This window comes from Pseudomonas sp. LTJR-52, assembly GCF_003691465.1.
Lineage (GTDB): Bacteria > Pseudomonadota > Gammaproteobacteria > Pseudomonadales > Pseudomonadaceae > Chryseomonas > Chryseomonas luteola.
Map to the genome: position 1 here is coordinate 3,760,363 of NZ_CP033105.1, position 12,938 is coordinate 3,773,300.

A 12,938-nucleotide genomic window follows, 5' to 3' on the forward strand; every position below is an offset into this window, starting at 1 on the left:
CAAAAGGGCTGATCAGCTCAGCTTTTTGTACTTCACCCGCTTGGGCTGCGTGGCAGCATCGCCAAGACGCTTCTTGCGATCCGCTTCGTACTCAGTGTAGTTCCCTTCGAAGAACACCACCTGAGAGTTGTCTTCGTAGGAAAGGATATGAGTGGCGATACGGTCGAGGAACCAGCGATCGTGTGAGATCACGATGGCGGTGCCTGGGAAGTCCAGCAATGCCTCTTCCAGTGCGCGCAGGGTTTCGATGTCGAGGTCGTTGGACGGTTCGTCCAACAGCAGTACGTTACCGCCCTGCTTCAGCGTCAGCGCCATATGCAAGCGGCCACGCTCACCACCGGACAGGTCCTTGACGAACTTCTGCTGATCGGCACCCTTGAAATTGAAGCGACCGACATAGCCGCGGGAAGGTACTTCATAGTTACCCACGCGAATCATATCCAGACCATCGGAGACCTGCTCCCATACAGTCTTGTTGCCTTCCAGGCTATCGCGACTCTGATCGACACTGGCAATCTGTACGGTTTCACCGATCTCGATAGTGCCCGAATCTGGCTGCTCTTTGCCGGTGATCATGCGGAACAGTGTGGATTTGCCGGCACCGTTACCCCCGATCACACCAACAATCGCGCCCTTGGGCACACTGAAGCTCAGATTATCGATCAGAACGCGATCACCGTAGCCCTTGGTGACGTTATGGAACTCGATAACCTTGTCACCCAGGCGCGGGCCAGCCGGGATGTAGATTTCATTGGTCTCGCTGCGCTTCTGGAATTCCTGAGATTGCAATTCCTCGAAACGCTGCAGACGAGCCTTGGACTTGGACTGACGGGCCTTGGCACCGGAGCGCACCCACTCCAGTTCCGCTTTCATGGCCTTCTGGTGAGCCGCTTCCTGCTTGGCTTCCTGCGCCAGACGGTTGGCTTTGGATTCCAGCCAGCCGGAGTAGTTACCTTCGAACGGGATACCATGGCCACGGTCCAGTTCGAGAATCCAGCCAGCCACGTTGTCCAGGAAGTAGCGGTCATGCGTAATGGCTACGACAGTACCAGCGAAGTCGTGCAGGAAGTGCTCGAGCCAGGCAACGGAATCGGCGTCCAGGTGGTTGGTAGGCTCGTCGAGCAACAGCATGTCAGGTGCAGACAGCAGCAGACGGCACAGCGCTACGCGACGCTTTTCACCACCGGACAGGTGCTCGATCTTCGCATCCCAGGGCGGCAGGCGCAGGGCATCGGCGGCCACTTCCAGCTGCCGCTCGAGATTGTGGCCGTCAGAGGCCTGGATGATGGCTTCCAGACGCGCCTGCTCAGCAGCCAGCGCATCAAAGTCGGCATCCGGCTCGGCATAGGCGGCGTATACTTCGTTCAGGCGATCCTGAGCGTCCTTGATCGCACCAACGGCCTCTTCGACAATGTCCCGAACCGTCCTGCTCGGATCGAGCTGCGGCTCCTGCGGAAGATAACCTACGTTGATACCGGGCATCGGGCGAGCTTCGCCGTCGATCTCCGTATCGACCCCGGCCATGATGCGCAACAGGGTAGACTTACCCGCACCATTCAAGCCCAGCACGCCGATCTTGGCGCCAGGAAAGAAGGACAGGGAGATGTCTTTCAAAATCTCTCGCTTCGGGGGCACGATCTTGCTGACCCGATGCATGGAGTAAACGTATTGAGCCATGGATGAACCTTGGTACTGATGCAAAAGTAGGCGAATAGTATGGCGGGACTGAGCCAAGCTGTCGAAGTTCCTCACACACTATTTGATGGATTGCAGGTTATCGCTTCAGACGACAGCCAAACAATCATTTAAGAATCTGCACCCCGCGGGCGATAACGCAAAGGATATCCCAAATTCTCTTTTGTAATGGTGGACAGGATGATGACGATACCTTCCATGAGCGCCTCACCCAGTGACAGGACTGTCTATAGCGTGTGCGGTTGCCGCTTGTAACTGCATTCTTTTGGAAAACCGATGTGAAAGCTTCTGCCGGCCTACCCTTACAAAACCTGCTGACTCGCTCTCCTGCACTCCGTATGTTGAAGTGGGTGCTGGCTGGGCTGATTCTGTTATTGCTGGGTGTATTGTCCTGGCAACTCCATAAGGAGCTGAATCAGCGAAGTGCCATGCTGGGCAGCTTCGCTCAGGAGCAGAGCCTGCAAAAGGCCGAATATATCGAGCAAGCCCTTGCGTTTCTTGCTCACCAGGCGGCGGCAGAGCTTGATGACGTAACGCCGGAGACAGGCATCGAGGCGCTACCGGCACAGTTGCAGACTATCTATCCCAAGGCCAACCACTTCTATTGGGTTCCAGCCGGCGCGCTTGAAGACCCGTCCTTATTTCCGTCAGCAGTCGACCCAAACTACCTGAGCCCTGCCCTACGACGTTTGGAGGCGAGACCGTTTTATTACGGCTATACGCCTCACGACGGTAGCTATGTGCTCCTCCGGCAGAAAAGCCAGAGCGATCAGGGCTGGTGGCTGATCACGGGCGAAGCCGGGTTGGGGCTGGAAAGGCTGAAAAACCACACCCATGAACTGATCTGGACTATTACAGACAAGGCAAGCGGCGCCACGTTGGCCAGGGATATGCCTGAGGAGCCTGCCGTTTCGGACAGCCAGACCTTTGCTCTTACATTGGATGGCACCAACTGGCAGCTCCGTAGCCATTTGAGCCCTTCGGTCCTGTCTTGGAAAACGCTGTTTTTGTGGCGGGTTGCCACGTTTGTGCTGCTGACCCTATGCGCGTCCCTTCTGGTGTACTGCCTGCAGCGGGAGCAATCCGGCTTTCATCTTTCCTCACGCTCGTCACGGCAGAGCCTGCGTCTGATGATGCAAGCCCTGAATGCGGTAGATGAGTGCGTACTGGTCACCTATGAAGAGGGCCGCCTGCTTTACCTCAACCGGAAAGCCTCCCTTCTTTTGGGCATCGAACAGACAGATGCGGGGCAGCACACCTTGAGGGGTCTGCTCCCTGCACTGGATCTATCGACTCCGCAAGAGGCCGACAAGGATTGGATCGTCGAGCTATCCCAACCTGACGGCCAGCGCAGACTGTTTGCCGTCAGCCGCTACGGCGTAGGCTCGAATCGTTCCTTGGAGGAACTGGAAGATCATACGTCAGCCTTTACCGGGTGCGCCTGGATACTGCGGGACGTCACCGAGCAGCAGCAGGCGCTCCGGACGATAGAAAGTACACGCCAGCGCTACCAGAGCATTTTCGAAGGCATCAACACCGGCATTTGTGTATTGGATTTCTCCCGCCTGCAGCAGGTCCTGCTAGCACATCACATCACAAGTGCCCGGACGTTCTATCAATGGCTTGAGATCAATCCTTCACGGGGCCACGAGTTGCTCAGCCTGATTCGCATCACTGAAATGAATCAGATGGCGCTGACCCTGCTAGGCATTACGACCGTTGATCAAGCACTGGCCAACCTGATCGGCGATAGCAAACCCAACGCCCATGGCAAGCGCATGAAGATGATTGCCGCGCTGGCTGAAGGACAGCAGACCCTGGATGTGGAAGGCCGTCTCATAACACCGCAAGGTGATCGCCATCTCTGGTTCTCGGTCCATCTTCCCCCGGCAGAAATGGGATACGAGGCCGTACCGCTGAGCATCACGGACGTATCACGGCGCAAACGCACCGAACTCTCGCTGATCGAGCGAGAGCGCTTCTGGTCCGACCTGGTCAAAGCGGCGCCGGACACGCTTTACACCTATGACCTCAAGACCCAGACCATTGTTTATCAAAACCATCCCCTGGGACTCAAGCTCGGCTATAGCGAAGCCGAACTGGACGCGTTGGGCCCGGACTACCTGACCACGCTCCTGCATCCGGATGACCATGAGTTGTACGAGCGCCTGCGCACCATGCGGCAGATCATTCAGGAAGGCCAGGTGAACGACTGCCTGGTTCGCTGGCATCACAAGAATGGCCACTGGTGCTGGTTCGATCTGCGCGAGCAGGCGTTCCAACGTGACAGCCAGGGTCAGATGCGCCAGATCATCGGCCTTGCGCTGGATGTTACCGAGATGGTCAACGCCAATGATCTGCTGCGTGACCAGGAGCGGCGCTATCGCCTGCTGGCGGAAAGTATCAGCGACATCATTTTCAGCACGGACCAGCAGCTGGCTATCAACTACATAAGTCCTTCGGCTGAAAACCTTCTGGGCTACAAACTCGAAACGCTCTACCAGCTCAACCCCTATGATCTGGCGACGCACTCCCAGCAACTCAAGAAACTGCGGGACTGGATAAAAAAGCTGCGTCGATCGCTTAGGTCAGCCCAGTTAATGGCGGAGGTAGATCAGGAAGCCAGTCAGGTCATTATCTTGGACTGCCTCCACGCCGACGGGCACAAGTTAAGCCTGGAAATGCGTCTGGAAACGCTATGGGACAAGCATGGTCGTTTCGAAGGGCTGCTGGGCATCTGCCGGGACATCACGGCCCAGCGACGCGCGGAAAAAGACATGCGGATGGCCGCTACCGTTTTCGATCACTCGGCAGCCGCCATTCTGGTCACTGATCCGGCCGGTTACATCGTACGCGTCAACCAGATGTTCACCCGTATGACCGGTTACGAGCCAGAGGAAGTCATCGACCAGCAACCGCGCATGCTATGTGCAGACCGTCAGGAAGCCAATCAGCTCTCTCATATCATGAACCATATGGCGGTACAGGGCAGCTGGGAAGGTGAACTGTGGCAAAAGCGCAAGGATGGTGAGCCGTACCCGTCCTGGATCGGCATTACCGGCGTACGCGACGATGAAGGTGATCTGGTCAGCTTCGTGTGTTTCTTCGTGGATATCAGTGAGCGCAAGGCCAGTGAGCGACATATTCACCGTCTGGCCTATTACGATGCCCTGACGCTCCTGCCAAACCGCACGCTGTTCCAGGATCGCCTCCACACTGCATTGGAGCAGGCGGTTCACCATGCCAACTGGGTTGTGCTGATGTTCCTAGATTTGGATCGTTTCAAGCCGATCAACGATTCGCTGGGGCATGCTGCTGGCGACCGAATGCTCAAGGAGGTAGCTGTACGCCTAACCGCCTGTGTAGGAACGGAGGATAGCGTGGCTCGCATGGGTGGCGATGAGTTCACCTTGCTGCTGGCCAACCTAGGTAGTCGGGAGGAAGCCATGTCCTGTGCTATCCGCGTGGCCGAAAATATCCTGGAAAGCCTGTCCGAAGCATTTATTCTGGAAAATCGTGAGTTTTTCGTCAGCGCCAGTATCGGGATCGCGCTATCGCCTCAGGATGGCAGTGAACTCAGTCAGCTAATGAAAAACGCGGACACGGCGATGTACCACGCTAAGGAGATGGGCAAGAACAATTTCCAGTTTTACCAGGCGGAAATGAACGCCCGTGCGCTGGAGCGCATCGAGCTTGAAGCCGATCTGCGACACGCCTTGCTGCAAAATGAATTTACCCTGCATTACCAGCCCCAGTACCGGTGCTCCAATGGTCAGCTGACCGGCCTTGAGGCCCTGCTCCGCTGGAGCAACCCGCGCCGTGGCAACGTCTCGCCTGTCGATTTCATTCCAGTGCTCGAAGAAACCGGTTTGATCATTCAGGTTGGGGATTGGGTCATCAAGGAAGCCTGCCGCCAGCTGCGCGTCTGGCATGATGAAAAGGTTCGCATTCCAAAGGTGTCCGTCAACCTCTCGGCCCGACAGTTCGCCGACAATCGCTTGGGCGAACATATTGCCCAGATCCTGCAGGAAGTGGGCTTACCCCCCGCCTGTCTTGAGCTTGAACTCACGGAAAGCATCCTCATGCAGAACGTGGATGATGCGCTGATGACACTCAAAAGCTTGAAAGAGCTGGGTGTATGCATTTCGGTAGATGACTTTGGAACCGGCTACTCCTCGCTCAACTACCTGAAGCAGCTTCCCATCGACATTCTCAAGATCGACCGCAGCTTTGTGGATGGCTTGCCCCATGGAGAGCAGGATGCCCAGATTGCGCGCGCCATCATTGCCATGGCCCACAGCCTCAACCTGTCGGTCATTGCCGAAGGGGTGGAAAATGAAGAGCAGCTCAAATTCCTGCGTGACCATGAATGCGACGAAGTTCAGGGGTATCTGTTCGACAAACCGCTGTCACCCGAGCTGATCGAGGCCCGATTGCGGCTAATGTAGCCGCCATGAATGCTGTTCGACCGCTGCATGACGGGTGCTCATACCCAGTCCACTGTGGATTGGGATAGAATGCGGCCTCTTTTAGCCCAGTCGCTTTTCAGGGGAACCCCATGTTCAGCCGTGACTTAACCCTCGCCCGCTTCGACGCCGATCTGTATGCCGCCATGGAGCAGGAAGCCCAGCGTCAGGAAGATCACATCGAACTGATCGCTTCGGAAAACTACACCAGCCCGGCTGTCATGGAAGCCCAGGGCTCTGTCCTGACCAATAAATACGCCGAAGGCTATCCACACAAGCGCTACTACGGTGGTTGCGAGTTCGTCGACAAGGTCGAGCAATTGGCAATTGACCGTGCCAAGCAGCTCTTTGGTGCCGACTACGCCAACGTTCAGCCCCACGCAGGCTCGCAGGCCAACTCTGCTGTTTACCTGGCGCTGCTGCAGCCTGGTGATACGATCCTCGGCATGAGCCTGGCCCATGGTGGTCACCTGACTCACGGTGCCAGCGTCAGCTCTTCCGGCAAGATTTATAACGCAGTTCAGTACGGTATCAATGAAAACGGCCTGATCGACTATGATGAAGTCGAGCGTCTGGCGGTTGAGCACAAGCCGAAGATGATCGTGGCCGGTTACTCGGCATACTCGCAGGTACTGGATTTCGCCCGCTTCCGTGAAATCGCGGACAAGGTGGGCGCTTACCTGTTCGTCGACATGGCTCACTTTGCCGGTCTGGTTGCCGCAGGTATCTACCCGAATCCGGTTCCGTTCGCCGATGTCGTGACCACGACGACCCACAAGACCCTGCGTGGTCCTCGTGGCGGCCTGATCCTGGCCAAAGCCAATGAAGAAATCGAGAAGAAGCTGAACTCGGCTGTCTTCCCGGGCGCCCAGGGTGGTCCGCTAATGCATGTGATCGCCGCCAAGGCCGTATGCTTCAAGGAAGCGCTGGCGCCTGAGTTCAAGCAGTACCAGCAGCAGGTCATCAAGAATGCCCAGGCCATGGCCGAGGTGTTTATCCAGCGTGGCTTCGATGTGGTTTCCGGCGGTACTCAGAACCACTTGTTCCTGCTGTCCCTGATCAAGCAGGACATCACCGGTAAGGATGCCGATGCGGCTCTGGGCCGTGCATTCATCACGGTAAACAAGAACTCCGTTCCGAACGACCCCCGCTCCCCCTTCGTAACCTCGGGCCTGCGTATCGGTACTCCGGCCGTTACCACCCGCGGCTTCAAGGAAGCTGAATGCCGTGAGCTGGCCGGCTGGATCTGCGACATCCTCGATAACATGGGTGATGAGTCCGTGATCGATGGCGTACGCGAAAAAGTCCAGGCTATCTGCGCCAAGCTGCCGGTTTACGGTCAGTAAGCTCAAGCCTTACGAAAAGCCCGGCTTATGCCGGGCTTTTTCATATGCCTCAGACTTGTGCCGCCTCGAGACCTTCGCGCAGCTCGGCCTCCGGCAATTCCATGCCAATGAAGACGATCACGCTTTCCCGCACTTCGCCCTCCTCCCACTCCCGGTCCCAGTCAGCGCCGTACAGCCGCTGAACACCCTGAAACAAGAGCTTTCGAGGCTCTCCGGCAATATCCAGAATACCCTTGTAACGCAGCAGATTACTGCCGTGCCGCTCAAGTACCCCTTCCATGAAGCGACTGACGCGGTCGATATCGAGCGGACGTTCGGTCTTGAGCGCCAGCGAAGTGATGTTGTCCGGCTTCTGGGTACGCACCGGCGTTAGCGGGCGGAAAAGCATCTGACGATCCAACTGATCGTTCAGATTGAACCCCCTGATATCCAACAGGACGCTCAGGTCAACCTGACCATGATCCACCACATGAACCGGCGCCCTTCGATTGATGCGCTGCAAACGCTCGCTCAAAGCCGTGAAGGCAGCCTCATCCACCAGATCGCGCTTGCTAACCAACAGGCGATCCGCAAAGCCCACCTGGGCTTGGGCAATGGGTCTGGATAGCTGCTCCTGGGCATGAACAGCATCCACCAGCGTAATGATGCCATCCAGCAGATAGCGTTCGCGCAGATCCTCATCCATGAAGAAGGTCTGAGCAACCGGGCCTGGATCGGCCAGGCCGGTACACTCGATCACCAGTCGGTCGAACTCGATCTCGCCCTGGTCGAGCTGCTCCAGCAATACCGTCAGCGCGTAGGACAGGTCTTTACTACCGGTACAGCAGACGCAACCATTGGCTACCTTTACGATGCGTACAGCCTTATCGCCCAGCAAGGCGCCGTCAATGTCGGCCTCACTGAACTCATTTTCGATGACAGCGATCTTGAGGCCATGATCACCTTCAAGCAGGTAACGCAGCAGGGTTGTCTTGCCAGCACCGAGAAAGCCGGTCAAAACCGTTACAGGGATGGGGGTTGTAGACATATAAGCGGCCTTAAATGAAACGGGCCAAGCTAAAAGGCCTGGCCCGGTTGAATCACACCTTGACGTGCTTAGCAGCAGCGGAAGGTCTTGCCTTTACCACCACCATAACGCGCTTCCTGCCGCTCACGAAAGAACTCTTCGTAGGTCATGACAGGCAGGTCCGGATGCTTGCCGCGCATGTGCTCGACGTAGGTGTCGTAATCCGGCATTCCGACCATGAGCCGAGCCGCCTGCCCCAGGTACTTTCCAAGATTGGCGAGGTCATTGAACATGCACAGCTCCCATCAGACATTTGTCAGCGGTTGGAAAGGCGTTTCCTTGTCCGTACGCTGAGGCTTGGACAAGGCGGCATAACCCACCTTCACGGTATAGAACAGTACGCTGGCGACTACGATCAGGAACAGTACGGTCAGAGTCGCATTGGTATAACTGTTGATCATGATCTGCTGCATCTGCTCAACCGACTTGGCTGGCGCCAGAATCTGATCAGCCGCCAGCGCATCGCGGTATTTGTGCGCTTGAGCCAGGAAGCCAACCGCCGGGTTGCTGTCAAACAGCTTGATCAGACTGGCCGTGGTTGTGCAGATCAGCAGCCACACGGCCGGCAATGCAGTTACCCAGGCGTAACGCTGGCGCTTCATCTTGATCAGCACGACCGTACCCAACATCAAGGCAACACCGGCCAGCATCTGGTTGGAGATACCGAACAGCGGCCAGAGCGTATTGATGCCGCCCAGCGGATCGACAACGCCTTGGTACAGCAGATATCCCCAGAGCGCAACGCAGCCACCTGTGCCAATCATATTGGCGATCCAGGAGTCGGTACGCTTGAGTGCCGGTACGAAATTGCCCAGCAAATCCTGCAGCATGAAGCGACCCGCACGGGTTCCGGCATCAACAGCCGTCAGGATAAAAAGCGCCTCGAACAGGATCGCGAAGTGGTACCAGAAGGCCATGGTGTTTTCACCCGGCAGCACCTGATGCAGGATCTGCGCGATACCGACCGCAAGTGTTGGAGCACCGCCGGCCCGCGCCAGGATGGTGGTTTCGCCAATGTCCTGTGCGGTCTGGGTCAGGATCTCGGGTGTTACCGCAAAGCCCCAGGAGCTGATCGTGGCAGCAACGCTTGCGGCATCGGCGCCCACAATGGCCGCCGGACTGTTCATGGCAAAGTAGACGCCCGGCTCGATGACCGATGCTGCCACCATGGCCATGATCGCCACAAAGGATTCCATCAACATGGCGCCATACCCAATGTAACGGGCATCTGTCTCACGGCTGAGCAGCTTGGGCGTGGTGCCTGACGAGATCAGCGCGTGGAAACCGGAAACAGCGCCACAGGCGATGGTGATAAAGAGGAACGGGAACAGGCTACCCTTCCAGACCGGGCCGGTACCATCCACAAACTGGGTAACAGCCGGCATCTTCAGCTCAGGTGCAATGAAGAGAATACCGATAGCCAGCGCGATGATGGTGCCGATCTTGAGGAAGGTCGACAGATAATCACGGGGCGCCAACAGCAGCCAGACGGGCAGCACGGAAGCCACGAAGCCATAGCCGATCAGCATCCAGGTGATCTGTTCACCCGTAAAGGTGAGCCGCGGTCCCCATACCGGATCAGCCGCAATCACGCCACCAAACCAGATGGCGGCCAGAAGCAATACCAGGCCGACCACAGAAATCTCACCGATATGGCCCGGGCGGATATAACGCATGTAAACGCCCATGAATACCGCGATGGGCAGCGTTGCCAGAACGGTAAACATCCCCCATGGGCTGTGGGCCAGCGCTTTCACCACAATCAAGGCCAGCACCGCCAGGATAATGATCATGATCAGGAAGCAGCCAAACAAGGCAATGGTTCCCGGTATCTGCCCCATCTCCTCACGAACCATCTCGCCCAGCGAGCGGCCGTTACGGCGGGTAGAGATGAACAGCACCATGAAGTCCTGGACCGCACCGGCAAAGACCACGCCGGCAATCAGCCAGAGTGTGCCGGGTAAGTAGCCCATTTGCGCGGCAAGTACCGGGCCGACCAGCGGGCCTGCACCTGCAATGGCAGCGAAATGGTGACCGAACAGGATGTGCTTGTTGGTCGGTACGTAGTCCAGACCATCGTTATTGAGAACAGCCGGTGTTGCCCGGTTCGGGTCCAGCTGCATGACTTTGGTAGCGATGAACAGGCTGTAATAGCGATAGGCAACGAGATAGAGCGCGACGGCTGCAACGACGATCCATAACGCATTGATCGTCTCTCCACGGCGCAAGGCCACCACTCCCAAGGCGCAAGCCCCTACAGCCGCGACCACGGCCCAGGGCACGTGGCGGAATACACTCTTGTTATTATTCATAAAGGCTCCATGACAAACGGACAAAGAAGCTGCCGCTCAAGCTTAGTTCAAGCTGGCAATTCCGCCATCAGACCTTGGTCTAGAGCGTTTGGTTTGTAGTGGCCATTTGAATATTCATACCGCAGAAGGCAGATGCCGGATAGTCATGCCGACACCCGCTTGCATCAGCAGACCAAGCCCGGACCTTTTGTCGAACAACCTGCCGTTCGTTGACTAAGCTGTAACGCTAAGCGGCAATACTTTAGACGCCGCGCCTTGGGCCGATAGAATGAGGTGAAGTCACCTCTATCGCATTCAGGAGTAGCGACATGACTGATTCAACCGAACGTCGGCGTTTCAAGCGCTTCGCGTTTGACGCCACGGCGCGGATTCAACAGGGCGAACAGCACTGGACAGCGCTGGTCAACGACATTTCCCTGAAGGGATTACTGACACAAAAGCCTGACGACTGGAGCGGCCGTCAGGAGGTGCCCTTCCAGATCGTCATTACACTGGACGCGGAAACACAGGTCGAGATGAGCGCCGAACTGGTACGGCTAGAAGCCGAACAGCTGGGCTTTGCCTGCCAGCAGATAGATCTCGACTCCATCAGCCACCTGCGCCGTCTGGTCGAACTCAACCTGGGCGACCAGTCCCTGCTTGAGCGCGAACTGGCGGCCCTTGGCAAGGACTGACCCAGGCGGCTTACTCGAATAAGGCATCCAGCGCCTGGTCAAGACGGGTCACTGCGACCACTTCAAGACCAGCGGGTGCCTCCTTAGGGGCATTGCCTTTAGGTACGATGGCGCGCTTGAAGCCATGCTTGGCGGCTTCCTTCAAGCGCTCCTGTCCACTGGGCACTGGACGAATCTCACCCGAAAGACCGATCTCGCCAAAGACCAGCAGGTCGTGCGGCAAGGGGCGGTCACGTAGGCTGGAGATAACCGCTGCCATCAAGGCCAGGTCCACAGCTGTTTCCAACACCTTCACACCGCCAACGACGTTTATAAACACGTCCTGGTCATAGGTGGGAATACCGCCATGGCGGTGCAATACGGCCAACAGCATGGCCAGACGGTTCTGATCGAGACCGACCGTCACCCGACGCGGGTTGGCCAAGTGACTGGTATCGACCAGGGCCTGTACCTCAACCAGCATTGGTCGGGAGCCTTCCCAGGTAGCCATGACCACACTGCCTGGCACGGCCTCTTGTGCACGGGTCAGAAAAATGGCCGACGGGTTGGATACTTCCTTCAGGCCTTTATCGGTCATTCCGAAAACACCCAGCTCATTTACAGCACCGAAGCGGTTTTTCACTGCCCGAAGCAAACGCAGACGGCCATCCGACTCGCCCTCGAAATACAGAACAGTGTCCACCATGTGCTCAAGCACGCGCGGACCCGCCAGGGCACCCTCCTTCGTCACATGCCCAACCAAAAACACAGCCGTTCCGGTCTGTTTGGCAAAACGCACCAGAAGTGCCGCGCTTTCACGCACCTGGGCAACGCCACCCGGTGCGGATTGAAGATGCTCAGTAAAAATGGTCTGGATGGAGTCCACTACCATGACCCGCGGCTTTTCCTGACGTGCCGTGGCGATGATGCTCTCGATGCTCGTCTCGGTCATGACCTTGAGTTTGTCTTCCGGCAGCCCAAGGCGCCGGGCCCGCATGGCCACCTGTTGCTGGGACTCTTCGCCTGTCACATAAAGTGCTGGCATACGCTCGGCAATGCGGCAAAGCGTCTGTAGCAAAATGGTGGATTTACCAATGCCTGGATCACCGCCGATCAGCACAACCGACCCATCGACCAAGCCACCACCCAGTACGCGGTCCAGCTCTGTGGAGTCTGTAGTGAAGCGTGGAGTTTCCTCAACGCTGACCTCGGCCAATGTCTTGAGCACGGCCTGCTGGCCCGCCCAGCCGCCACGGCCGGAGGCACCGGCCGCTGACTCAACAACCGTTTCGACAAGCGTGTTCCAGGCGCCGCACTCGCCACACTGCCCTGCCCATTTGGGAAACGTTGCGCCGCACTCTGTGCAGCCGTACATGCGCTTGGCTTTGGCCATTCCAGGC

The 12,938-nt window shown here is 57.3% G+C and carries 8 protein-coding genes; 3 read left to right on the forward strand and 5 right to left on the reverse strand.

Features of this window, described 5'->3' with window-relative positions:
• Positions 1 to 12: 12 nt before the first annotated feature.
• On the reverse strand, positions 13 to 1,677 hold the full coding sequence (gene ettA / locus EAW52_RS17600; protein WP_122043392.1) for an energy-dependent translational throttle protein EttA: 1,665 nt from the start codon (positions 1,675 to 1,677) through the stop codon (positions 13 to 15).
• A gap of 296 nt (positions 1,678 to 1,973) precedes the next feature.
• On the opposite strand from ettA, the gene EAW52_RS17605 reads away from it, so the two are divergent.
• Both EAW52_RS17605 and glyA read left to right on the forward strand, forming a co-directional pair.
• Positions 1,974 to 6,143, forward strand: coding sequence for an EAL domain-containing protein (locus tag EAW52_RS17605; RefSeq protein ID WP_177411915.1), 4,170 nt, complete (start codon positions 1,974 to 1,976; stop codon positions 6,141 to 6,143).
• Positions 6,144 to 6,253: 110 nt separating this feature from the next.
• Positions 6,254 to 7,507, forward strand: a complete 1,254-nt coding sequence (gene glyA, locus EAW52_RS17610; protein ID WP_019367066.1) for a serine hydroxymethyltransferase — start codon at positions 6,254 to 6,256, stop codon at positions 7,505 to 7,507.
• Positions 7,508 to 7,556: 49 nt separating this feature from the next.
• Here glyA and yjiA read toward each other — a convergent pair whose 3' ends face one another.
• From yjiA to EAW52_RS17625, 3 genes are all read right to left on the reverse strand, one after another.
• Positions 7,557 to 8,534 carry a GTPase gene (yjiA, locus tag EAW52_RS17615; protein WP_122043393.1) on the reverse strand — a complete coding sequence of 326 codons (978 nt, stop codon included), beginning with the start codon at positions 8,532 to 8,534 and terminating at the stop codon, positions 7,557 to 7,559.
• 68 nt (positions 8,535 to 8,602) lie between these two features.
• A complete protein-coding gene (locus EAW52_RS17620; protein WP_010797159.1) occupies positions 8,603 to 8,806 on the reverse strand; it encodes a YbdD/YjiX family protein in 204 nt (67 codons plus the stop codon).
• 12 nt (positions 8,807 to 8,818) lie between these two features.
• Complete coding sequence (locus EAW52_RS17625) at positions 8,819 to 10,885, reverse strand: carbon starvation CstA family protein (protein ID WP_074822916.1); 2,067 nt, start codon at positions 10,883 to 10,885, stop codon at positions 8,819 to 8,821.
• 308 nt (positions 10,886 to 11,193) lie between these two features.
• Here EAW52_RS17625 and EAW52_RS17630 point away from each other — a divergent pair, with 308 nt between their 5' ends.
• Positions 11,194 to 11,559 carry a PilZ domain-containing protein gene (locus EAW52_RS17630; RefSeq protein WP_010797157.1) on the forward strand — a complete coding sequence of 122 codons (366 nt, stop codon included), beginning with the start codon at positions 11,194 to 11,196 and terminating at the stop codon, positions 11,557 to 11,559.
• 10 nt (positions 11,560 to 11,569) lie between these two features.
• Here the strand turns inward: EAW52_RS17630 and radA are convergent, their stop codons facing one another.
• Positions 11,570 to 12,931 (reverse strand): DNA repair protein RadA, encoded by a 1,362-nt coding sequence (gene radA / locus EAW52_RS17635; protein WP_074822920.1) that lies wholly within the window; start codon positions 12,929 to 12,931, stop codon positions 11,570 to 11,572.
• Positions 12,932 to 12,938: the final 7 nt, after the last annotated feature.

What these genes read in the sequence shown, in the direction of transcription:
- ettA (WP_122043392.1), bottom strand. Translation starts at nt 1,677, where the DNA reads ATGGCTCAATACGTTTACTCCATGCATCGGGTCAGCAAGATCGTGCCC.
- glyA (WP_019367066.1), top strand. Translation starts at nt 6,254, where the DNA reads ATGTTCAGCCGTGACTTAACCCTCGCCCGCTTCGACGCCGATCTGTAT.
- yjiA (WP_122043393.1), bottom strand. Translation starts at nt 8,534, where the DNA reads ATGTCTACAACCCCCATCCCTGTAACGGTTTTGACCGGCTTTCTCGGT.
- EAW52_RS17620 (WP_010797159.1), bottom strand. Translation starts at nt 8,806, where the DNA reads ATGTTCAATGACCTCGCCAATCTTGGAAAGTACCTGGGGCAGGCGGCT.
- EAW52_RS17625 (WP_074822916.1), bottom strand. Translation starts at nt 10,885, where the DNA reads ATGAATAATAACAAGAGTGTATTCCGCCACGTGCCCTGGGCCGTGGTC.
- EAW52_RS17630 (WP_010797157.1), top strand. Translation starts at nt 11,194, where the DNA reads ATGACTGATTCAACCGAACGTCGGCGTTTCAAGCGCTTCGCGTTTGAC.
- radA (WP_074822920.1), bottom strand. Translation starts at nt 12,931, where the DNA reads ATGGCCAAAGCCAAGCGCATGTACGGCTGCACAGAGTGCGGCGCAACG.